The organism is Pseudomonas sp. NPDC087346 (assembly GCF_044744235.1).
GTDB lineage: Bacteria > Pseudomonadota > Gammaproteobacteria > Pseudomonadales > Pseudomonadaceae > Aquipseudomonas.
This window is the reverse complement of sequence record NZ_JBIUXX010000005.1, coordinates 37850-60390: the sequence shown is the minus strand read 5'-3', so window position 1 is coordinate 60390 and position 22541 is coordinate 37850. Positions and strand designations below refer to the sequence as shown.

Below are 22541 nucleotides of genomic sequence, written 5' to 3'. Positions count from 1 at the left end.
AGAATGCCAAAACATCTACAAACATTGTGAAGCTGGACATACATAATGCGCGATCAAGAGTTCGGCCATCTCAGGGCATTTTTTGCGGTTGCCCGCGAGCGCAATTTCTCTCGCGCCGCGCAAGCACTGGGCGTCTCGCCTTCGGCGCTGAGCCAGACCATCAAGGGCCTGGAAGAGCGCCTTGGTGTGCGACTGCTCAACCGCACGACGCGCAGCGTGTCCACCACCGAACCCGGAACCAAGCTCTTCGAACGTCTGGGCGAGATTTTTTCCGACCTCGACGCGGCGCTGGAGCAACTCAACGAATATCGCGACACACCGGTCGGCACCTTACGTATCTGCGCGCCGCAGGTGGCGATGCTGCATTTCATTCAGCCGATCCTGCCGGCGTTTCAGGCTGCCTATCCGGACATCAAACTTGAGCTGACCACCGACGACAGCACCGCCGACATCGTCGCCCAAGGCTACGATGCGGCGATTCGGCTCGGCGAGTTCATCGAACAGGACATGGTCGCGCTCAAACTCAGCGAACCACTGACGCAGATCGCCATCGCTTCGCCGCAGTATCTGCACGACAAGAGTCGCCCGCACCAACCCGCTGATCTGTTGCAGCATCGCTGTGTGAACTGGCGCCGCTCCGGCGAAACCGGGCTGTACAAATGGCGGTTTTTCCGCGACGGGCTGCCGTTCGAGTTGAGTGTGAAGGGTTCGCTGGTGGTCAGCGATTGCGCCGTTGCGTTGCAATCGGCGCTGGACGGGCTGGGCATTACCGTGTGGATTCGCGAGTGGATCAAGGACGAACTGGACAGCGGCGCGCTGGTGGCGCTGCTGGAAGAGTGGTCGACACCCTTCCCCGCGTTCTACCTGTATTACCCGAGCAACCGGCAGATGTCGTCAGCGTTGCAGGCGTTTATCGGCGCCCTGCGCAAGGCGCACTAAGCGACACTGGCGCCGCGCAGATTCGGGCGCTGACCGGCTCCGCCGTAGAACATCGCCTTGGCGCCAATGGTGATCAGCGACAGCAGCGCGAAGATCAATCCGCACCAGATCGTCCCCGGCAATCCCCAGGTGTTTATGAAAACCCCGCCGATCCACGAGCCGAGGGCGATCCCGGCATTGGCCGCCGACACATACAGACTGGTGGCGAACGAATGCGCCTCGGGTGCGGCGCTGGTCAGCCACATCTGCGTAATGATCATGCCGCTGGTGTGAATCGCGCCCCAGAGCAACACGATCAGCAGCATCGAACCGATCGAGGCGCTGCCGAAACTCGCCAGAATCAGATAAGCGCCGCTCAGCAGAATCGGAAACAGCAACGCGGTCGCCACCAGATGACTGCCCAACATCCGCCCCGCCAGCAAATTACCGAGTACCCCGCCCACACCGAAAATCACCAGCAGAAAACTGATGGTTTCGCCGTCCAGCCCGGTCTGGTTTTTCAGGTATTCGGCGGCATAGCTGTACACCGCAAACTTGGTGGTAAACACCAGCACGGTGGCGATGATCGCCAGCCACACCGGTGGTTTTTTCAGGATCGACAACTGGCTGGCGAAGCTTTCCGGTGCGCTGTTCTGGCGCGGCAATTTGAGCAGCAGCCCGAGCCCTGCCAACAACGTCGCGACAGCGCAGAACAGAATCGAAGCCTCATAAGAAAATCGCCCCGCCACCCACGCGGTAATCGGCACGCCGAACACCAGACCGAGGGTGGTGCCGATGAACGCGACCGTGGTGGCGTGGGTTGCGCGCTCCTTGGGGTACAGCGAAATCGCTGCGGCAAACGCCGCCGAAAAGAACACCGGGTGCAACATCGCCGGAACAATCCGCAGCGCCATCAGCGTCGAATAGTTCGGCGCATACGCGGAAAACACACTGCTGAGGGAGAAGCACAACAGCGCGCCGACCAGCACTTTCTTACGGTCGAAACGCGAAAATACCAGCACCAGAAACGGCCCGGAAATCGCCACGATAAAGGCAAACAAACTCATCAACAGCCCGGCCTGAGCGACGCTGACGCCGAAACGCTCGACGATCAGCGGCAAGATGCCGACCACGCCGAGTTCCAGGGTGTACAGCCCGAACAGGCCCAGAATGATAAAGGGCATGACGGACATGGGATGCGGGGAACGGGTCATAAAAACTCATCACAGAAGTAAAGATCGGTCAGGCAACCTGGAACCCTGTGGGAGCGGGCTTGCCCGCGATTGCGGTGGGTCAGGCAATAGATCTGCCGACTGGTAAGCCGTCATCGCGGGCAAGCCCGCTCCCACAGGGACTTGTGGCGTGATCAGACCTTGTTGAAATCGACCACAACCTTGCCAAACGCCCCGCGATTGAGATGGGCGAACGCCTCCGGCACCTGATCAAAAGCATAAGTCGCATCAATCACCGGTTTGATCCCGTGGTGATCGATCATCCGCACCATGTCTTCCAGCGCCCGACGCGGGCCGACCGCCACGGCGACAATCGAAGCGCGGCTACCCAGCAGCGGCATGATCGGCGTGCGCAGTTCATCAGAATCGAGCAGACCGATAATCGACACCCGGCCACCGGGCACTACCGCTTGCAACGAGCGACCGAGGTTGTCGCCACCGGCCATTTCCAGAATGTGATCGGCGCCGCGCCCTTCGGTCAGTTGCAGCACCGCTGTCTGCCATTCAGGCGTGGTCGTGCGATTGATCCCGTGAGTGGCGCCAAGGGCGATGGCCTGAGCGATCTTCTCCTCGCTGCTGCTGGTGACGATGACTTTGGCACCGCTGGCCGCCGCCAGTTGCACGGCAAACAGCGAAACCCCGCCAGTGCCCTGCACCACCACGGTTTGCCCGGCGTGCAGATGGCCCAGTTCAATCAACGCCATCCACGCGGTGAGCGCAGCGATTGGCAACGTACTGGCCTCGACCGCACTGAGATGTTTCGGCGCACGGACGCACCAGTCAGCCGGAGTCACCACGTATTGGGCGAGCATCCCCGGGATCGGTCCACCCTGAGTCGGCATCTCGGCCCAGGTCTTGGGATTGCCGTCGATCCAGTTGGTAATGTAGGTGGAGATCACCCGTTCGCCGACCTGAAACCGGGTCACGCCCTCGCCGACCGCAACGACCGTACCGGCCATGTCCGAGGCGGGTGTGAAGGGAAAATTCAGTGCCGCGGTCATGCCGTTTTCCGCCACTTGGGTGTCACGGTAGTTAAGCGAGACGGCGTCGATCTTGACCAGAATCTCCCCCGCTTTCGGGGTGGGACGTGGGGCCTGGACCTGGCTGAGGTTGGCGAGGCCAAACGCGGAAATTTCCCAGCGCTGCATAGTGTCGGACATGACGGTAATCTCGGTGGTTGACTGTGGCACCGATGATAAAAGCCGTCACCCTTGCGGATTAAGTAGGTCGACACTCCGTTATATGCGGACGTTTTCGTCCGCAGTGGCTAAGGTAAAGTAACGCCTGCCACTTCAATCGAGCGCCGTGATGGACAGTCTGAATGCGTTGAACGTTTTTGTGTCGGTCGCCGAAACCCGCAGCTTTGTCGCCTCCGGCCGCCTGCTTGGGGTGTCCGCCTCGGCCATCGGCAAAAGCATCGTGCGTCTGGAAGAACGCTTCGGCGTGCGGCTGTTCAACCGCAGCACTCGCAGCGTCACACTTACTGAAGACGGCACGCGGTTTCTGGAACGCAGCCTGCGCATCCTCGGTGAAATCGAAGCGGCAGAAATGGAGTTTTCGCAGACCAACGCCACCCCGCGCGGACGCCTGAAAATCAGCCTGCCACTGGTCGGCGAACCGTTTCTGCCGGTGCTGGCGCAATTCAAGAAAACCTATCCAGCGGTCGATCTCGACCTGACCTTCGATGACCGTCGGGTCGATGTGATCGAAGAAGGCTATGACGCGGTATTACGTGCCGGGGAAGTCCCGGACTCCAGCCTGACCTCACGCCTGATCGGCAGCTACCGGATGATTCTGGTGGGCGCGCCGAACTACTTTCAGGCCCACGGCGAACCGCAGCACGCCATCGATTTGCTCAGTCATGCGTGCATCCAGTTTCGCTTTCCCAACACCGGCAAGTTGCAGGTCTGGCCGTTGCGCGAAGCCGGTCAGGAAGTCGATCTGCAATTGCCGCCCTCAATGGTCTGCAACAATTTAGAGGCGCGGATCTGCTTTGCCCTGCAAGGCATCGGCATCGCTTATCTGCCTGATTTCTGCGTCCGCGAACCACTGGAAGACGGCCGTTTGCAGCAGATTTTGCCCGACTGTTCGGAGACTGGCGTCTACCGGATCATGTGGCCCTCGGGTAAACATCCACAACTGAAGCTGCGGGTGTTTATCGACTTCCTCAAAGAGCATCTGTTTCCGCAACAGACGCTGGTTTAACTCACCAGCGCAATCAACTGCTGACGCTGCGCATCGGTGAGTATCGGCCCGAATCCGGCGCCGGCATTGTCGGCCATGTAACGCGGATTGCCGGTGCCGGGGATCACGCAAGTCACCGCCGAATGCGCCAGCAGAAACTTCAGCGCCAGTTGCGGCCAACTATTGACCTGCACATCCGAGACCCAGCCCGGCAGTGGTTTGCCCTTGAGCCGGGCGAGCAAGCCACCGCCGCCGAACGGCCGGTTACAGATCACCGCTACCCCGCGCTCGCGACACAACGGCAGGATGCGTTTCTCCACGCCGCGATCATCGAGGGCGTAGTTGATTTGCAGGAAATCCAGTTGTTCAGCCTTCAACACCGCTTCAACTTCGTCATAGGCCGAAGGCGTGTAATGCGTGATGCCGATATAGCGGATGCGGCCCTGGGCTTTCCATTCGCGCAAAGTCGGCAGGTGGGTTTGCCAGTCCAGCAGATTGTGGATTTGCATCAGATCGATGCAGTCGGTGCGCAGCAGCCTGAAGGATTGCTCCATCTGCGCGATGCCCTCCTCGCGACCACGCGTCCACACCTTGGTTGCCAGAAACGCTGGCGAACGCGGTTGGTGGATCGACAGCAACTCACCGACGCTTTCTTCGGCGCGACCGTACATTGGTGAGCTGTCGACCACTTTGCCGCCCTTTTTGAACAACTCGTCGAGCACATCCGACAGCTGTTTGTAGGCCGGTTCGCCCGGAGCGACGTCGAAGCCGCGATAGGTACCGAGTCCCACCAAGGGCAATGCCTCGGCGCTGGAAGGAATGGCGCGGGTCTGCATGGTCTGGCCTCCTGAGATGCCCGGCGACGTGGCAACCGCCAGCGCCCGATTAAAAGTAAACAGCGCCGAAGCCCCGGCCGCCAACGTCAGCAATCTGCGACGCGAGTAACCCTCAGTGTGGTCCATGCTGGCTCCTCTGCTGCGCGGTTCTGTTGCACGGTGTGTGCCGCGGCCACCGCAGGAAAACGCTGAACTACACTGCGACGACGCACCTTCGCGTCCCGTTAAAGTTAGCCGAATGTCCCGAAAGCTGATGTCACTCGTCGCATTGATCGTCATCGTGTACTTGGTGCTGTGCGCGGCACTGTTCGTATTTCAGCGCTCGTTGATCTACTTTCCGCAGCCGGGCACGCTCAATGCCGCCGATACGCTCGTGAAAATGCCGGATGCCGATATCCACGTGAGCACCCGCGAGCACTCCGGGCCAAAGGCGTTGATTTACTTCGGCGGCAATGCCGAGGACGTGTCGCGCAATCTGCCGGGGTTTGCCGAGGCGTTTCCCGATTACGCGCTGTATCTGATGAATTACCGAGGGTTTGGCGGCAGCGGTGGCTCGCCGTCGGAAGAGGCGATTGCCGAGGATGCATTGGCGCTGTTCGATCAGGTGTACGCCAGCCATCCGCAGATCACCGTGATCGGCCGCAGTTTGGGTTCCGGGGTCGCGGTGCGGCTGGCCAGTCAACGGCCGGCGACGCAGTTGATTCTGGTGACGCCGTTTAACAGCCTGGTGGAAATCGCCACACGGCAATATCCATGGGTGCCGGTGCAGTGGCTGCTCAAGGATCGCTTCGAATCGGGTAAGTACGCAGCGCATATCAGCGTGCCGACGTTATTGCTGGCGGCGAGTGATGATCAGGTGGTGCCGCGGGCCAGTACCCAACGCTTGCTGGGGCATTTCCCCAAAGGCGTGGCGACGATCAGGGTGGTGCCGGATTCGGGGCATAACTCGATTTCCGAGCGTCGGGAGTATTTGCAGTGGATGGGGGATGTGTTGAATCGCTGATTAGAGTTTTACAGATATTTTTGTCGTGCATTCACTGGCCTCATCGCGGGCAAGCCCGCTCCCACAGGGATTTTTGTTGAACATAGCAATTGCAGACAACACAGAACCTGTGGGAGCGGGCTTGCCCGCGATGAGGCCGGCAAATCCGGTATCAACATTGCTGAAGAAACGGCCCTTCGTCGCCCCGCCACAAAAGCCGCACGCCACCCCTGAACCAAGTCCGAAAAGCCCAGTCCTACTCGCGCCGCTTGCTGCGGTTCACCTCACTTTAGCGCTGTCCTCTTCAGAGCTGTCCGCACCATGCGCCACGCCGTTCGTTCGCCTCATTTGGTTTCGCTGTGCCTGCTGATTCTTTCGCCCCTGTTCGCCGAGACCGCCCATGCTGGCGCGGAGCGGCAACTGGTGGCCGCCATCAACGATTACCGCGCGCATCCACAGCGTTGTGATCGGCGGCCCGCGCAACGCCTGTCACCGCTGGCCTTGAAGTCCAATCTGGCCCTGCCGATCGGCTATGGCTACGGCGGCGGAATGCGCGAGGCGTTGAAGTCTTCCGGGTATTCGGCGGTGACGGTACGCAGCATCCGGATCGTTGGTGCGCAGGATGCCGACGAGGCGTTCGAACAGTTACAGGGCCATTATTGCGGCGCGCTGCTGGATGCGCAGTACGCCGATATCGGCATCAGCCGCGCCCGTAATGAATGGCAAGTGGTGTTGGCGCAACCGGTACTCGACAGCCGCGTCGGCGATAACCGCAGCGTCGGCAAAGCCCTGCTGGCCGAGGTCAACGCCGCCCGTGCGCGACCACGGATGTGCGGGCGCCAGCGCTTCGCAGCGGCGCGGGCATTGAGCTGGAACCCGGCCCTCGGCGCCGCCGCTCAAGGGCACAGCAAAGCCATGGCTTACGGCAACTACTTCGCGCACCAGGACCCGGATGGCGACCTGCCGGCGGATCGCGCCCGGGCGGCGGGTTATCGGGGGCGGCAGATCGGCGAAAACATTGCTGCCGGGCAGAGCTCACCGGGCAAGGCTATGGCCGGCTGGCTGGCGAGCCCGGGGCATTGCGCCAATCTGATGAACCCGATGTTCACCCAGGTTGGTGCGGGGTTTGCCAGTGAAGCGCGCAGTGATGAAGGGGTTTATTGGACGATGGTGTTTGGGGCGCCTTGAGCGGCAGTCTTTTGGATTGGTGCTGACAAGGCCGGCCCCATCGCGGGCAAGCCCGGCTCCCACAGTGTTTTGTGTGAAATTCAACATTTGTGAATGACATCAAACCTGTGGGAGCTGGCTTGCCAGCGATAGGGCCATGACAGACAACATCTACATCACTTCGGCCGCCGTACCGCACGCACGCAACTGCTATCCCCGCCGCCGCAATAAAACCGATCCCCAGCATCCGCCTCCAGCCCTGAAACGCCCATCCCGTCCGGCATCTTCAGGCTTTCCAGCACCTCGCCGTTCGCCGCATCGATCCGCCGCAGCTCACTCTCGTCCGCTTCCCAGGTGCCATGCCACAGCGCTCCATCGACCCACGTCACACCCGTGACAAAGCGGTTCGATTCCAGCGTGCGCAGAATCTTGCCGGTCTCAGGATCAATCTGATAAATCTTCCGGGCGCGATACTGCCCCACCCACAACGAGCCTTCAGCCCAGGCCATGCCAGAATCGCCCCCCTCACCCGGCGCCGGAATGGTGTGAAGTATCTGCCCGGTGGCCGGGTCGATTTTATGGATGCGCCGATCCGCAATCTGAAACAGATGCTTGCCATCAAACGCCGTACCGCCGTCAGCATTGACCTTGATCGTGCGCACGGTTTCACCGCTGGCCGGGTCGAGCGCATTGAGCTGGCCGTCACTGGCGAACCAGACTTGTTGACCATCGAACGTCACACCGTGGATACCGCTGATGCCTTCAAACGGACCGTACTCGCGAAGGACTTCTGCGTTTAGCTGTTTCATGCTGGCTTCCTCGTTGGTTGGTGAGTCCAGCCTAGCCATTGCCCAGCGATACCGGGAGTAACAAGATCGTCGCGAAACCCGGAACCGGTGGCGTCATCCAGCGCCGTGCACGGCCCAGACCGAACGCCTGCACTTTACCGTCCAACGCCAGAGCCTCCAGCGCACGCTGCACCTGCCGTTGACTGCTGTCCAGCGCCAGCGCAAGTGCCGAACTCGACCAGGCTTCGCCATCAGCGAGCAAGGCCAACAATGGCGCGTGGTTATCCTCGACCGGCAAGGTCAACAGCGCCACGTCCGCAGCGCCCAGAGCAAAACCCCGGGTTGTTGCAGTAATGCTGGCGAATGGTGCCAACACCGAGCGCAGTCGCCCGATCTCGACCCGAAGCCGCGCACGATGGGATTCATCACTGAGTTTTAAACGGAAAGCCTTGGCGATCAGCACTTCCCTCGACACATCACCCGGCCAGGCTTCGGCGAGGCTCCGCGCAAGATTGAACAGCAGCGGACGCGTGGCCAGTGACAGGGTCATTCCGGCGCCGCGTACGCTGTAGCGACAAGCATCAATCACCAGTGCCTGAGAGGCAAACAGGCTTTCCACTTCATCGAGTTTCACCGTGCGCGACTGCCCCGCGATCGTTAAACGTGCGGCTGGCGAATCCAGCATCTGCATGGCGTGTTCGACCTCCGCCGTCAGGCTGGCAATACCGGCTTGCTGCGCCACGCGTGCCGCGCGAACCAACGCCGCCCTTGCGCTGTGCGCCTGAACCCGACGCAACGCGATCCCCGCCGTAATCAGTTGATGCGCGGTATGCAAGGCCGGAGGCAACGGTGCGGGGTCGAGTTCGTCGAGCAGTCGCTGTGCCTCATCCAGCTCACCGATCAATAGCAATCGGCGGATCTGCAGATAACGCGCATGGGCGGCGTTCAACCGATCACCGTGATCCTGCAGAAACTGACGCGCCGCTTCCAGGGCCTTCAGCGGCCAGCCCAAGTCACGCGTTGCCAAAGCGACTTCCGCCTCGGCCACCACACAACGGGCGCGAGACAGCGGCTCATTGGCACCAAACGCTTTGACTGCCCGTTGTAACAGCGTCTTGGCCCGTGGCAGGTCGCCGAGCTGAGCCATGGCGATCCCGCGCAGCGCCAATGCCTGCGGATCGTCACGTCGGGCGACGAAGTTCAACGCGCTCAACGGATCGCCGGCAGCCAGTGCGCGGCCTGCGGCGGTGATCAACGAATCCATGCTGAATTCATCTCGGTGGTACTCCCAGAGCACGAGCGTGAAAACGGGTTTAACCTTGGCGTTTAGTCGCGTTTAATTCTCTTGATAGCACATTAGTATTGCTGCACCATCGGCGAAGCTTTTCCACGGAAGGAGTCAGGCATGCTGGACGCAAACGCTATCCACATTACCGTCGCGCTCGAAGGCGTTTCCACCGATCTGCAAGTATTGAGCTTCGTCGGTCGCGAAGCGCTCAATCAGCCCTTCCGTTTCGACCTCGAACTGGTCAGCACCCGCCCCGACCTGAAACTCGAAGAGTTGCTGCACAAGCCCGGTGTCTTGACCTTTGGCGCCACCGGCGAAGGCAAGATCCATGGTCTGGTGTACCGCATCGAGCAGGGCGATTCCGGCAAGACTCTGACCCGTTACAGCATCAGTCTGGTGCCGCAACTGGCCTATCTGCGGCATAACCATGATCAGCAGATCTTCCAACAGTTAAGTGTCCCGAAGATCATCGCGCGAGTGCTCGAAGATCGCGGGATTCTCGCAGACGCCTACAAATTCCAGCTTGGCGCCGAGTATCCGCAACGCGATTACTGCGTGCAGTACGACGAATCCGACCTGCATTTCATTCAGCGCCTGTGCGAAGAAGAAGGCATTCACTTCCACTTCCAGCACAGCAGCAGCGGCCACACACTGGTGTTTGGCGATGACCAGACGGTGTTCCGCAAACTCAAGCCTGTGATCTACCAGCAAGACTCCGGCATGGCTGCGGACAAACCGGTGATCAAGCGTTTCAATCTGCGCCTGGAAACCCGTACGTCCCGTACCAGTCGGCGCGATTACGATTTCGAGAAGCCAAAAATCCTGCCCGAAGGCGCTGCGAAAAGTGCATTCGCCCCGGATCTGGAGGATTACGACTATCCGGGCGGCTTTACCAATCGTGAACGTGGCAAGCAGCTGTCGACCCGCGCCCTCGAACGCCATCGCAGCGACTACAAACTGGTTGAAGGCAAAGGTGACGAACCGACCCTCACCAGTGGCCACTTCATGACCCTGGCCGAACATCCACGCGCAGAATGGAATGAAATGTGGTTGCTGCTGGAAGTCCTCCACGAAGGCAAACAACCGCAAGTGCTCGGTGAAAACGTTACCAGCGACGTCACCGACGACAAAAGCGATTTCCATCAGGGCTACCGCAACAGCTTTCTCGCGACCCCGTGGGACGCGCACTTCCGCCCTGCCCTGGAACACCCGAAACCAAAAGTCCTCGGCAGCCAGACCGCCATCGTCACCGGCCCGCCCGGTGAAGAAATCCACTGCGACCAGTACGGCCGGATCAAAGTGCAATTCCACTGGGACCGCGACGCTCAGTCCGACGACAAAACCAGCTGCTGGCTGCGCGTCGCCAGCGGTTGGGCGGGCGCAGCCTACGGCGGCATCGCTATCCCGCGCGTAGGCATGGAAGTCTTGGTGACTTTCCTTGAAGGCGACCCCGATCAACCGCTGGTGACCGGTTGCCTGTACCACAAGGAAAACGTCGTTCCTTACGACCTGCCGGCAAACAAGACCCGCAGCACCTTCAAGACCCTCAGTTCCCCGGGCGGCAAGGGCTACAACGAATTCCGCATTGAAGACAAAAAGGGTGTTGAACAGATCTATGTCCATGCCCAGCGCGACTGGGACGAAAACATCGAGCACGACCAGAAAATCCGCGTCGGCAACGAACGACACGACACCGTTGAAGCCAATACGCTGAGTGAATTCAAGGTTGAGGAGCATCGGCTGACGTATTTCGACCGTAAAACCGAAGCGCGGGCGGATGATCACCTGAGCGTCGGCGTGACTCGACATCTGAAGGTCGGCACTGCGCAGTTTGTTGAGGCCGGGACGGAGATCCACTACTACGCCGGAAACAAGGTAGTGATCGAGGGCGGGATGGAACTGACGGCCAAGGCTGGCGGCAGTTTTGTGAAAGTGGATGCGGGTGGCGTGACCATCAGCGGCGCTGAGGTGAAAACCAATTCTGGTGGAACGGCGGGAACCGGAACCGGCATCGCTATCAAGTTGCCGACGCCGTTGACTCCGGCCGACACCGATGCTGCCGGGAAAACCCTCGGCACGGCGGCGGCCAATGCGCCCATGCCGGCGGCGACTTCCACAGCAACCGCAGCGGCCACGCAGTCCGCTCCGACCGCTGCTGAAACCCGGTTGATCCAGCAAAACATGCAGGCACAAACCTTGGTAGCAGCGGCGAAAAGTGGCGTGCCTTTCTGCGAGATCTGCAACAAATGACCCAATTTCGCCCCAGCCAGAACGAATGGCTAACCACCGAGTTTTGGCCACAAGGTTTTAATAACGCCGCTCCAAAGGTGTATGCCTTGCTCGATGGCGCCCGCGATCCAGGCATTGAACGGCTGGTTCGTAACAGTGGTGCCGAATTCACCTGTTTGTATGCCGGCGAACTCTCACCCGACCTGTCGGCCGCAGCGCCTTATCTGCTGCATCTCGATCCGCAACTGCCCTACACCTGGCAACTGCTCGAACAGAGTTGGGAGCAAAGTTGGGGATGTTTCGCCGTCGCTCCTGCGCAAGTTGCGCTGGAGGAACTACGTAGCCACTTCCGCACTTTACTGCGGGTGACTGACCCGGATGGCAACCTGCTGGTTTTTCGCTTCTACGACCCGCGAGTGCTGCGCGTCTATCTGCCGACGTGCACGCCGCAGGAACGCGCCGCGATATTCGGCCCGACCATGAAGCTGATTGCTGAAACCGGCACCGGGCATTCATTGATTGTCTACGCGGCAGACCCCGCTGGTGGGCCGAGTGCGAGGGCGAGTGGTTGGCCTTCGGCAGAGGAACTTGCCTGAGACCTGCTCAATCAAGCAAACCGCAGCTCTTCAGCAATGCCTGCAAACCCTTTGGCACCAGCGGCGATTGCTCGCTGAAACTTGAGCTGTCGTGCCAGCGCACGGTGAAAGGCGTACCGTTACTTTCGTGTCCCAGCATCTGAGAACGCTGGTAAACACTCGAATCAACAAATCGAGCGTCGTACACCTGGACGATTTCGTGCCCCGGTTTACCGTTATAGATAAACAGGCTTTCAAGCGTACCGAGTAACTGCAAGTCCGTTATCGCCAGGCCCAACTCTTCCTGCACTTCCCTTACAACGGCTTCGGCACTGGTCTCACCAAATTCGATGCCGCCACCAATGGGCCGGAAGAAAGTTTGCTGATTGATCAGGTCGGGAAACTCGTTAACCAGAATCTTGCCTTTGTGATGAAAGACACAAAGTGCGAGCGCGCGGATACGTTGTTCGGCCATGGTTGAAGTCCATTTACAGATGAAAGGCGCGGCATTAGATCATGGATTGCCTGCGCCTCAGAGCTTCAACTTCAAGTCTTGAAACGCCTCCTTAAACCGGAGAAATCGTCGCCAGAATGCCCAGCAAAATGGTCAACACCAGAAAGCCACCGAGGAAATAACCCATCTTCGCCATACAAGTCTCCAGAAGCGTTTGCGGTGCACCGGACGCTTCGGAATGAAGACTCGTCGCAGATGCCCGAAAGGCAGGCGCATTCTGAGCCGATGGCTGCTGCCGTTACAGACGCAGATGAGATCAAAAAATACGGATCAGATGGGAACTGTGTCGTTTTGCGTGCGATTCGCCTTGTATATCGGGCCATTCAGAACGACACAGGATGATTCCCCTTTTGGCTGATTGATCTACAGTCAGTGCCGACTGTTGAACAACAACAAAAATCCAGGAGTGGAACAATGTCCGAGCTCAATCTGCACCCGAATGCCGCCGAGTCCCTGAACCGCTGGCACGACATGATCCGCACCGGCAACCTCAAGGCCCTGCCCGAACTGCTCGACCCTCAAGCGGTATTCCGCTCGCCGATGGCGCACACGCCTTACCCGGGCGCGCCGGTGGTTTCGATGATCCTCAATACCGTGTTCGATGTATTTCAGGATTTTGAATATCACCGTGAACTGGCGACGGCGGATGGCCTGAACGTCATTCTCGAGTTCAGCGCCAAAGTCGGTGAAAAACAGCTGAAAGGCATCGACATGATCCGCTTCAACGAACAGGGAAAGATTGTCGAATTCGAAGTCATGGTCCGCCCGTTGAGCGGCCTGCAAGCCCTCGGCGAAGAAATGGGCCGCCGCCTGGGCGCCTACCTCGCCAACGCCAAAGCCTGACACCACACCACACCAAACATGTAGGAGCTGCGGCACGCTGCGATCTTTTGACTTTGTTTTTCAAAAGCCAGATCAAAAGATCGCAGCCTTCGGCAGCTCCTACAGGATTTCCGCTCGTAAAAAAGCCCACTGACCGTTGCCGATTCAGTGGGCTTTTGTGTGTCAGGCTTCTACTTTAGAGAGCCATATCACGTGCAGCATTGTCCTTCGGTGCTTTAGCTTTATCAGCTGCTGCATCGACTGCCGGAGCAGCAACCTGACCGATCACCGGAGGCGTCGGCAGTTCGAGGATCTTGGCGGTGTAAGCCCACTCTGCAGCCACTTTGGCTGGATCGCTGTTCAGCTGAGTGCCGTAGCTTGGAACGATCTGGTGCAGCTTGGATTGCCATTCTGGCGTGGCGACCTTGTCTTTGAAGACTTTCTGCAGCACGGTCAGCATGATCGGTGCAGCGGTCGACGCGCCTGGCGATGCGCCCAGCAGGCCGGCGATGGAGCCGTCTTGTGCAGCAACGATTTCGGTGCCCAGTTTCAGCACGCCGCCAGCGGCTTCATCACGCTTGATGATTTGCACGCGTTGGCCGGCTTGCCACAGGCGCCAGTCTTCGGCTTTGGCGTTCGGGAAGTATTCCTTCAGCGCGTTCAGGCGATCTTCATCCGACAGCATCAGTTGACCGGCAAGGTACTCGACCAGCGGGTATTCCTTGATGCCGACCTTGGTCATAGGCCAGATGTTGTGGGTGGTGGTGCTGGTCAGCAGGTCCAGGTACGAGCCTTCTTTCAGGAACTTGGTGCTGAAGGTCGCGAATGGGCCAAACAGAATGACGCGCTTGCCGTCCAGAACACGGGTGTCCAGGTGCGGAACGGACATCGGTGGTGCGCCAACCGAAGCTTTACCGTAAGCCTTGGCCAGGTGCTGCTCGGCGATGGCCGGGTTATCGGTCACCAGGAACGAGCCGCCTACCGGGAAGCCAGCGTATTCCTTGGCTTCTGGAATGCCCGACTTCTGCAGCAGGTGCAGAGCGCCGCCGCCAGCACCGATGAACACGAACTTGGCGTCGGTTTCGGTTTTGCTGCCGTCTTTCAGGTTTTTGTAGCTGACACGCCAAGTGCCATCGGCATTCTTGGTGATGTCTTGCACTTCGCTCGACAGTTTCAAGTCGAAGTTAGGCTTGGTTTGCAGGTAGCCGGCGAACTGGCGGGTGATCTCGCCGAAGTTCATGTCGGTACCCAGCGGGCTCCAGGTGGCCGCGATTTTCTGGTTCGGGTCACGCCCTTCCATCATCAGCGGAACCCACTTCTTGATCACAGCCGGGTCTTCGGAGTACTGCATGCCGGCGAACAGCGGGCTCGCTTGCAGGGCTTCGTAGCGCTTTTTCAGGAACTTGATGTTGTCATCACCCCACACAAAGCTCATGTGCGGCGTGGTGTTGATGAACGAGCGAGGGTTCTTCAGAACGCCTTGCTGAACCTGCCAGGCCCAGAACTGACGGGAAACCTGGAACGCTTCGTTGATCTCGACGGCTTTCGGGATCGACACTTTGCCGTTCTCGTCTTCCGGGGTGTAGTTCAGCTCGGCGAGTGCGGAGTGACCGGTACCGGCGTTGTTCCAGCCGTTGGAGCTTTCGAGGGCGACGCCATCGAGGCGCTCGACCATTTCCATCGACCAGCTCGGTTCCAGCTCATTGATCCACACACCCAGGGTGGTGCTCATGATGCCGCCGCCGATCAGCAGTACATCAACTTTCTTTGCTTCTGCAGCATTGGCGCAAGACATCCCCATCGCCAAAGCCAGCCCCAACAAGGCCGTGTTCACTTTCTTAAACATCCGTTGCACCTATGATAAAACGCCTTCCGCCCGCCGCTGTTATCAGTATGCGATCCGCTTTGATGACACTCAGGCTGGCGTCGCGGATTCCGGCACACTTCAATTTTGACGGGTGGGCACACAAGGCCGACGTGCTGCATCGACCTCAGTTAATGTCCCTTCTGAACTGACTTTTTATCATTATTGGCTTCAGCTACTTGAGCGACAGGGATTCCGTCAGCCCGCCCGAAGGCCAGCAAACCGAATTAGGTCAAACCAAGTTGGCGCGCAGAATATCACGTCAGGCAAACCAGCGCGTCCGTTCGCGACCTGTTAGTTCCGCTTTGGTTCAAGACAGGCTTTCTTCATCGGAATTAAACCTGCTACGTTGTACGACGACTGACAAATGACACAGTCGAATCGATAACCTACAACAACAAGGAATACCCATGAAAAACGCCAAATTGCTGATCGGATTTCTCTGCGCCTTCAGCGGCTACGTTGCTGCCGCCCCTGCTCCGGCGGAACAGGACGTGGCACAAGCGGTCGACCATTTGACCCAGGCCATGCTGCACAAGAACATCACCGAGCTGAACGCTCTGACTGCCGATAACCTGACTTACGGGCATTCGAACGGGAAGATTCAGGACAAGCAGGCTTTCATTTCGGATATCGAAACCGGCAAGAGTGCGTTCAAGACGCTGGAGATGCAGAACCAGACCATCACCTTGTCTGGCGATACTGCGCTGGTGCGTCACCACTTTTCCGCGCAGGCGTTGAAGGGAACCGAAGTGGTGCCGACCGAGATCGAGAACTTTCAGGTCTGGCAGAAGCAACATGGGCAATGGCTGTTGGTGGGGCGTCAGGCGTACAAGTTTTGATGTCTGACTGATCCTGAATTTTTGTTGCTTGCACTGGCCCCTTCGCTGGCAGGCCAGCTCCCACAGGTTTTTGTGTTGGAAGACCATTTGTGTTCCAACATTAATCCCTGTGGGAGCGGGCTTGCCCGCTAAGGGGGCCCGTCCCGACACCAACAAACCCATCGTTAGGGAACTCCCGGGACACGGCACCGCTCTCACATTATGTGGTACTTCCTTTTCGCTTTACGCTGCTGGAGGAACACCGTCATGCGCCGTTTAGTACTCGTTTCGTCTCTTTTGTTGTGCCTGCCCTTCGGTTCGGCTTTTGCCCGCGTAGATGCGGGGGATGTCGCCACCTCGGCAGGTGTTTCCGCGTCGCTGTATTCGACTTTCAAGGATCACAAAATGGTGATTCCGGCCCGTGACGACCTGACTGCATTCGTCGCCAGCGGCGGAGCCATCCGTGGCGTGTATCTGGAATCGGTGCTGCAACAGGTTCGTCAGGACAATCCCGGCCTCAACGCCAGCGATGAAGACCTGGCCAACGCGATTCTCGCGCACTATGAAGGTCAGGCTCAGTAACTGATGGGAACGAAGCTGCCGATGGATGGCAACTGAGCGGCCATGGGCAAAACCGTCGAACGGCCTCTATGATGGAGGCCATGACGACGACTGCGCCGCTTCGCTCCCCCTGCCCTCCCGGTGCCTGCATTTGCGGGCGCGATCCGCTGCTGGAAACGCCCGGCGCGGATCTGCGCATTCTGCGTCTGACCCGCGAAGAAGAAAAACACCTGCTGGCGCGTCTGGAAAAACTCAAAGACCTTGCTGATCTTGAGCATTTGCAAAAGCGCATGTATGAACAGTTGGGCGTCCGGGTCGACGTTGCACCGGGGTTCAACGAAGTGCGCACGATGCTCGGCATCGAAATTCATATCGACGATCTGCCAGGCCTTTGCCGCAAGACCCGCCAAGCGATTCCGGCGGCCATCCGCCGAGGCTTGAAGAACCAGCCCGAGATCGCTTACGAACTCCTCAACTCCCACGACTTGCTGCGCGGCACTTGATCATTTTTTCATGCCCAGGCGTTTGCGCATGGCGGCAGTGATGGTCTGGCGAGTCTTCTTCAGATCGGCCCACGGCTCATCGCCGACTTCCGCCAGTCGCTCATGGACGTTGTGCACAGTCCATTGATTGCCGCCCTTGATCTCTGCAACCTCTTCTCTAAATAACGGCACAGAAACCGGTAGCCCCTCGCGAGTGCGCGCTGCATATGCACAGATTGTCGTGGCGCCCAAACCGTTGCGCAGATAGTCGATGAAGATCCGCCCTACCCGATTCTTCGGCCCGGATACTGCCGAAAAACGCTCCGGCAACAGCTTGGCCATATGGCTGACAATCGCATGACTGAAATCCTTAACTTCGTCCCAACCGTGCTTGCGGGTCAGCGGCACGACGAGGTGAATACCTTTGCCGCCACTGGTCTTGAGGAATGCCTTTAGCCCGAGTTCTTCTAGCACCGTCAGAGTCAGCGCAGTGGCTTCGACCATGCTTTTCCATGGCAGCGCCGGATCAGGGTCGAGGTCGAGTACGAAGCGGTCAGGCTTGTCCAGATCAACCGTGGTGGCATTCCAGGTGTGCAGTTCGACAGTGCTCATCTGCACCGCGCCAATCAATGCCTCGGCGTTGTTTATGAGCATCACCGGTTGCCCGGTGAGTTCTTTGTCCAGCGTGGTGATGCCGGGAATCGCCAGGCGCTCGGCATTCTTCTGGAAGAACAGTTCGCCGGCAATTCCGTCCGGCGCTCGCACCAGCGCCACCGGGCGGTCTTTGAGTTGCGGCAAAATCCACTCGGCAACGCTGGCGTAGTATTCGGCCAACTGCATTTTAGTGGTGCCGCTGACCGCATCGATGACTCGATCCGGGTGGGTGATGCGCACTTTTCCATGGGCCAGATCGAGTTGCGACGGTGCCGTTTCGGTTTTTTCCGCCGGAGCTTTTTTCGATATGGTTTTTTTGGCTGGCGTCTTCACGGTTTTGGCTCGCTCTTCAGTGATGTCCTTGGCCGGTTTGTCGTCGCGCAAACCGTGAAACACCGCGTGACGCACCGAGCCGTCCTTGGTCATTTCAGCAAACGCCACCTCTGCCAGAAGGCTCGGTTTGAGCCAGTGCACGCCCTTGGCTTCAAAACCGCTCGGCGGATTGACCACCGCCGCTTTCTTCACTTGCAGCGGTTTCAATTGCGCAAGAATGCTTTTCAGCGTTGCCTCGTTGAACCCGGTGCCAACCTTGCCGGCGTAGCGCAATTCACCGCTGTCGCGATCATGCAAACCCAGCAGCAACGCACCGAAACCACTGCGCGAACCCTTCGGATCGGTATAGCCGACAATCACGAATTCCTGACGGTGTTTGCACTTGAGCTTGATCCAGTCACTGCTGCGTCGCGACACGTACGGCGAGCCGAGGCGCTTGCCGATCAGTCCTTCCATCTGCATCTGGCAGGCGCTGTTGAGCAAGGCATCCGGCGTTTCATCGAATGCGTCGGAGAAGCGCAGCAACGGATGTTCATGCGCGTGCATGACCGTGGACAAAGCCGCGCGACGTTCTTGCACCGGTACTTCGCGCAGATCGACACCGTTGAGATACGGCAGGTCGAAAACGTAATAAACGATGTTGGCGCTTTTCCCAGAGTCAAACGCGTTTTGCAGCGCCTGAAAATCCGGTACACCTTGCTCGTTGGCGACCACCATTTCCCCGTCGAGCCAGCCGGACTCCAATCCCAGTTCAGCCAACGCCTCGGCCTGCTTCGGCAGTTTGTGGGTCCAGTCGTGACCGTTGCGAGTGAAGAGCTGAACTTCGTCATGATCGATACGCGCCATGATCCGGTAGCCGTCGAACTTGATCTCGTAGCTCCACTGGCCCTCGGGTGCGCTGTCGACCAGCGTTGCCAGTTGCGGTTTGATCTGCGCCGGCAGTTTGGCCTTGCGTGCACCGGTCAACGTGCCAGATGCCTGCTTGCGTGGCTTCGCTGGAGCCTTTTTAACCGGTTTGGCCTGCTCGGCAGCGAGCCTGGGTTTGTCGACGATGGTGCGTTCACTGAGCACGCTGTCCGGCTCGGCGACCAGCACATCGTAATCGTCCTGCGGGCGTGCCGAGTTGTCCTGATGCTTGATCAGGAACCACTGCTGCTTTTTCCCCGGCATGTGGGTGCGCACCAGATTCCACAGGCCGCCGAGTTTCTCGCCCTGAAGTTCGAATTTGAGCTTGCCACTGGCATAGGCCTTGGCCGGATCTTCCAGCGGAATCCACACGCCACGATCCCAGACAATCACATCACCGGCGCCGTAATGCCCTTCGGGGATGCTGCCCTCGAAGGTTGCGTAATCGAGCGGATGGTCTTCGACATGTATCGCCAGTCGCTTGACCTTAGGATCAAGCGACGGCCCCTTCGGCACCGCCCAACTCTTGAGCGTGCCATCGAGTTCCAGACGAAAGTCGTAGTGAAGGTGCGAGGCGTCGTGTTTCTGGATGCAGAACTGCAACGCGTGATCCTTGGCGGTCTTACGCCCCGAGCGCTTGCTGGCCGAAGGCTCTGACGTCGCCGAAAAATCGCGCATGCGGTTGTAGTCGTCGAGATTCCTGTTCATGACGCCCCCGGTGCAGTTGGCTCTGTTATGCAGAAGAGCTTTGCGCGGGGGGGAAAATTCAATCGATGTAAAAACTGTGCTGACGGACGGGGTCCGAAGATCAAAAGATCGCAGCGTGCCGCAGCTCCTACAGGGGGGCGCGGCGATCTTTTGATCTTGATACATCGGGTAATGACTTCAACTCACCAAGCGCAGCAAACCGGCTAACGTTTGAAAGCGACTATTAAAAGGAGGGCAATGGAATGCCTGAAGCTGCAAAAGCCTGCCATCTGCGCAAAGGAAGATTTTCCGAGAGTGGTCGAATTTACTTGCTCACGGCAGTTGTGGATCAGCGAAAACCTGTATTTTCCGATTGGCGACTTGGGAGATTGGTAATCGAGCAGATGCGAGTTATAGACGATTCACCCGCTGCCAGTTCACTCGCATGGGTCGTAATGCCGGATCACCTGCACTGGCTGATTGAGCTACAACAAGACTCCTTGGCAGACGTTATGCGCCATCTGAAATCCAGAAGCTGCCAATCGATCAATTTGCAACTCGGGCGTGAAGGCCGGTTATGGCAGCGCGGCTATCACGACCGGGCAATGCGCCGGGATGAAGATCTGAAAGCGGCCGCTCGCTATATCGTCATGAATCCATTGCGAGCGGGGCTGGTAACTCGACTGGGCGACTATCCGCTTTGGGATGCGATTTGGCTTTGAAATCGCACGATCAAAAGATCGCAGTTCCTACATTGAAATGCGTTCCCTGTAGGAGCTGCGGCACGCTGCGATCTTTTGACTTTGATTCAGGCCTGGCCCTTGGCCTGCTGCTCCAGATGCACCTGCAATTGCGGGTCGATCTGCAACGCCGCCGCCAACTCATCCAGATAACTGCGCTCGGCGTCTTCCTGATCGTTCACCAACATCACACTGGCCAGATACATCTCGGCAGCCACTGCCGGATCGTTCTTTGAGGCGCCGGCCACTTCAGTTGCGTCCAGCGGCTTGGCGACTTCGGCATCAAGCCATTGCTGCAACTGCGGATCGTCAGTGTGTTTGCCGATTTCGGCACTGATCATCTTCTGTTCAGCGTCATCGATGCGTCCGTCTGCCTTGGCTGCGCCAACCAACGCACGCAGCACCGCGTGGCTGTGTTCTTCGATGTCGGGACCGGCCAGCAGATTCGCGGTTTGCGGAATCTGTTGCGGCGCGGCGCTGGCCTGGCTGCTTTGCCAGGCCTGGTACGCCTGATAGGCCATCATGCCCAACGAGGCGAGCGCCGCGTAATTGGTACCGCCGCCGGAACGGCTTTGCGTGCCGCCACCCAGTGCGCCACCCAGTCCACCGCCACCACCGCCTCCGCCTCCGCCCAACAATCCACCGAGCAAACCGCCCAACCCGCCGCCCGCCCCGCCACTCGCGGCGCCAGTCGAACCGCCACCGCCCAGCAGACCGCCGAGCAAGCCTCCCAATCCGCCCAGCCCGCCACCGGCCGAGGCACCACTTTGTTGTCCTCCCGAAACCTGGCTGCGAAGCAGTTGTTCGAGCAAATCACTGGTGTTCATGATGTCGTCCTCAGGCATGGGCAGTAACTGCGTCAGACAACGATAGACCGCCGCAACCATCACGCCAGCACCGTCCGGCTGAAGCCCGGCGTTATCGGCGGATTTCGCCGAAGTATTTTTCCTGCGGCAGGCTAAGATTCAAGGATGGTGAACCTTATCCCGGCGAAACCGGTCGATAGCTGCAACCCGACCCGGTTTGCCGACGCCCTTGCTGCCTCAGGGCTGTTTCAGGGTAACAACCGGCTGGCTTCATTTTCTGGAGAATGCCCCCGTGATATCGACCGTACACATTGCCAGACTCAAAGCATGGGGCGCCCATGGTTTTACCGCGACCGGCGTGGTCACCGCGTTTCTCGCCACCCTGGCGCTGCTGGAAAATCAGCCGACCCATTGCCTGATGTGGCTGGGCGTGGCGCTGATCGTCGACGGACTCGACGGTGCCCTTGCGCGCAAGGTCAATGTGCAATCGGTGCTGCCGAGTTTCGACGGTTCGATCCTCGATCTGGTGATCGATTACCTGACTTATGTATTCATCCCGGCGCTGTTCATCTATCGCTACATTCCTCTTCCGGACTACACGCTGTTGCTGACCGTGTCGCTGATTCTGGTCTCGTCACTGTTCTGCTTCTGCAACGTCAACATGAAGAGCAAGGACAACTACTTTGTCGGTTTCCCTGCCGCATGGAACGTGGTCGCGCTGTGCCTGTACATCATCGGGCCAGGGCCATGGATCACTTTTCTGACCGTGATCGGCCTGGCGCTGCTGACCGTGACGCAGATGAAATTCCTGCATCCATTCCGTGTGCGCCGGTTCATGCCGATCAACATCGCGGTAACGGCGATCTGGTTGCTGTGCAGCCTGTCGCTGGTACTCAATCACCCGGTGATCAACCCGCTGGTGATGGGGCTGTGGCTGCTGATGTCGGCGTACTTCCTCGGCATCTGCATCTGGCGCACGGCGCTGGAGTGGTTTGATAAATCACCATCGAAATAACCCTCTAGGCCACACGCGAAACCTTGTGGGAGCTGGCTTGCCAGCGATAGCGATCTTTCTGTCAAAAAGATGTCGACAGACACTCCGCCATCGCTGGCAAGCCAGCTCCCACAGAGATCTCCACTGATTTGAAGTTC

Annotated in this window: 22 protein-coding genes; 13 read left to right on the top strand and 9 right to left on the bottom strand. The window is 58.9% G+C overall.

Annotation, left to right across the window (positions count from 1 at the left end):
* The first annotated feature begins 45 nt into the window (after positions 1-45).
* Complete coding sequence (locus ACIOZM_RS04835) at positions 46-939, top strand: LysR family transcriptional regulator (protein WP_401210076.1); 894 nt, start codon at positions 46-48, stop codon at positions 937-939.
* Here the strand turns inward: ACIOZM_RS04835 and ACIOZM_RS04830 are convergent.
* Together ACIOZM_RS04830 and ACIOZM_RS04825 are read right to left on the bottom strand one after the other, a co-directional pair.
* The gene (locus tag ACIOZM_RS04830) at positions 936-2132 is read right to left on the bottom strand and encodes an MFS transporter (protein ID WP_401210073.1); all 1197 of its coding nucleotides are present in this window, start codon (positions 2130-2132) and stop codon (positions 936-938) included. The two genes, ACIOZM_RS04835 and ACIOZM_RS04830, sit on opposite strands and share 4 nt — an antisense overlap.
* A gap of 152 nt (positions 2133-2284) precedes the next feature.
* Positions 2285-3310, bottom strand: coding sequence for an NAD(P)-dependent alcohol dehydrogenase (locus ACIOZM_RS04825; RefSeq protein WP_401210070.1), 1026 nt, complete (start codon positions 3308-3310; stop codon positions 2285-2287).
* A 148-nt stretch (positions 3311-3458) separates the two neighbouring features.
* Here ACIOZM_RS04825 and ACIOZM_RS04820 point away from each other — a divergent pair, with 148 nt between their 5' ends.
* Positions 3459-4355 carry a LysR family transcriptional regulator gene (locus ACIOZM_RS04820; RefSeq protein ID WP_401210068.1) on the top strand — a complete coding sequence of 299 codons (897 nt, stop codon included), beginning with the start codon at positions 3459-3461 and terminating at the stop codon, positions 4353-4355.
* On the opposite strand, the gene ACIOZM_RS04815 is transcribed toward ACIOZM_RS04820, so the two are convergent.
* The gene (locus ACIOZM_RS04815) at positions 4352-5296 is read right to left on the bottom strand and encodes an aldo/keto reductase (RefSeq protein ID WP_401210065.1); all 945 of its coding nucleotides are present in this window, start codon (positions 5294-5296) and stop codon (positions 4352-4354) included. The two genes, ACIOZM_RS04820 and ACIOZM_RS04815, sit on opposite strands and share 4 nt — an antisense overlap.
* A gap of 112 nt (positions 5297-5408) precedes the next feature.
* Here ACIOZM_RS04815 and ACIOZM_RS04810 point away from each other — a divergent pair, with 112 nt between their 5' ends.
* Entirely contained in the window at positions 5409-6173 is a 765-nt protein-coding gene (locus ACIOZM_RS04810; RefSeq protein WP_401210062.1) for an alpha/beta hydrolase, read from the top strand.
* 300 nt (positions 6174-6473) lie between these two features.
* Positions 6474-7340 carry a CAP domain-containing protein gene (locus tag ACIOZM_RS04805; RefSeq protein ID WP_401210060.1) on the top strand — a complete coding sequence of 289 codons (867 nt, stop codon included), beginning with the start codon at positions 6474-6476 and terminating at the stop codon, positions 7338-7340.
* A 155-nt stretch (positions 7341-7495) separates the two neighbouring features.
* Here ACIOZM_RS04805 and ACIOZM_RS04800 read toward each other — a convergent pair whose 3' ends face one another.
* Both ACIOZM_RS04800 and ACIOZM_RS04795 read right to left on the bottom strand, forming a co-directional pair.
* Positions 7496-8128, bottom strand: a complete 633-nt coding sequence (locus ACIOZM_RS04800) for a PQQ-binding-like beta-propeller repeat protein (protein WP_401210057.1) — start codon at positions 8126-8128, stop codon at positions 7496-7498.
* Between the two features lie 31 nt (positions 8129-8159).
* Positions 8160-9371, bottom strand: coding sequence for a helix-turn-helix domain-containing protein (locus tag ACIOZM_RS04795; RefSeq protein WP_401210055.1), 1212 nt, complete (start codon positions 9369-9371; stop codon positions 8160-8162).
* Between the two features lie 141 nt (positions 9372-9512).
* On the opposite strand from ACIOZM_RS04795, the gene ACIOZM_RS04790 reads away from it, so the two are divergent.
* Both ACIOZM_RS04790 and ACIOZM_RS04785 read left to right on the top strand, forming a co-directional pair.
* On the top strand, positions 9513-11645 hold the full coding sequence (locus tag ACIOZM_RS04790) for a type VI secretion system tip protein VgrG (RefSeq protein ID WP_401210052.1): 2133 nt from the start codon (positions 9513-9515) through the stop codon (positions 11643-11645).
* Entirely contained in the window at positions 11642-12220 is a 579-nt protein-coding gene (locus tag ACIOZM_RS04785; protein ID WP_401210050.1) for a DUF4123 domain-containing protein, read from the top strand. Before ACIOZM_RS04790 ends, ACIOZM_RS04785 begins: the two co-directional genes overlap by 4 nt.
* Positions 12221-12227: 7 nt before the next feature.
* On the opposite strand, the gene ACIOZM_RS04780 is transcribed toward ACIOZM_RS04785, so the two are convergent.
* Entirely contained in the window at positions 12228-12674 is a 447-nt protein-coding gene (locus ACIOZM_RS04780) for an NUDIX hydrolase (protein WP_401210047.1), read from the bottom strand.
* A 453-nt stretch (positions 12675-13127) separates the two neighbouring features.
* On the opposite strand from ACIOZM_RS04780, the gene ACIOZM_RS04775 reads away from it, so the two are divergent.
* A complete protein-coding gene (locus ACIOZM_RS04775; protein WP_401210044.1) occupies positions 13128-13556 on the top strand; it encodes a nuclear transport factor 2 family protein in 429 nt (142 codons plus the stop codon).
* 175 nt (positions 13557-13731) lie between these two features.
* Here the strand turns inward: ACIOZM_RS04775 and mqo are convergent, their stop codons facing one another.
* Entirely contained in the window at positions 13732-15336 is a 1605-nt protein-coding gene (gene mqo, locus ACIOZM_RS04770) for a malate dehydrogenase (quinone) (RefSeq protein WP_401210414.1), read from the bottom strand.
* Between mqo and ACIOZM_RS04765 the strand changes: the two genes are divergently transcribed.
* From ACIOZM_RS04765 to ACIOZM_RS04750, 4 genes are all read left to right on the top strand, one after another.
* Positions 15266-15490: a hypothetical protein gene (locus ACIOZM_RS04765; protein ID WP_401210429.1), complete on the top strand. Its 225-nt coding sequence runs from the start codon at positions 15266-15268 to the stop codon at positions 15488-15490. The two genes, mqo and ACIOZM_RS04765, sit on opposite strands and share 71 nt — an antisense overlap.
* Before the next feature lie 319 nt (positions 15491-15809).
* Complete coding sequence (locus ACIOZM_RS04760) at positions 15810-16241, top strand: nuclear transport factor 2 family protein (RefSeq protein ID WP_401210042.1); 432 nt, start codon at positions 15810-15812, stop codon at positions 16239-16241.
* Positions 16242-16487: 246 nt separating this feature from the next.
* Positions 16488-16802: a DUF2388 domain-containing protein gene (locus tag ACIOZM_RS04755; protein ID WP_401210039.1), complete on the top strand. Its 315-nt coding sequence runs from the start codon at positions 16488-16490 to the stop codon at positions 16800-16802.
* A gap of 80 nt (positions 16803-16882) precedes the next feature.
* Positions 16883-17284 carry a hypothetical protein gene (locus ACIOZM_RS04750; RefSeq protein WP_401210036.1) on the top strand — a complete coding sequence of 134 codons (402 nt, stop codon included), beginning with the start codon at positions 16883-16885 and terminating at the stop codon, positions 17282-17284.
* Here ACIOZM_RS04750 and ligD read toward each other — a convergent pair whose 3' ends face one another.
* A complete protein-coding gene (ligD, locus tag ACIOZM_RS04745; RefSeq protein ID WP_401210033.1) occupies positions 17285-19864 on the bottom strand; it encodes a DNA ligase D in 2580 nt (859 codons plus the stop codon).
* 242 nt (positions 19865-20106) lie between these two features.
* Here ligD and ACIOZM_RS04740 point away from each other — a divergent pair, with 242 nt between their 5' ends.
* Positions 20107-20565 (top strand): REP-associated tyrosine transposase, encoded by a 459-nt coding sequence (locus tag ACIOZM_RS04740; RefSeq protein WP_401210030.1) that lies wholly within the window; start codon positions 20107-20109, stop codon positions 20563-20565.
* Positions 20566-20651: 86 nt separating this feature from the next.
* Here ACIOZM_RS04740 and ACIOZM_RS04735 read toward each other — a convergent pair whose 3' ends face one another.
* A complete protein-coding gene (locus tag ACIOZM_RS04735; RefSeq protein ID WP_401210027.1) occupies positions 20652-21410 on the bottom strand; it encodes a tellurite resistance TerB family protein in 759 nt (252 codons plus the stop codon).
* Between the two features lie 271 nt (positions 21411-21681).
* On the opposite strand from ACIOZM_RS04735, the gene pcsA reads away from it, so the two are divergent.
* On the top strand, positions 21682-22404 hold the full coding sequence (gene pcsA, locus ACIOZM_RS04730; RefSeq protein WP_401210025.1) for a phosphatidylcholine synthase: 723 nt from the start codon (positions 21682-21684) through the stop codon (positions 22402-22404).
* Positions 22405-22541: the final 137 nt, after the last annotated feature.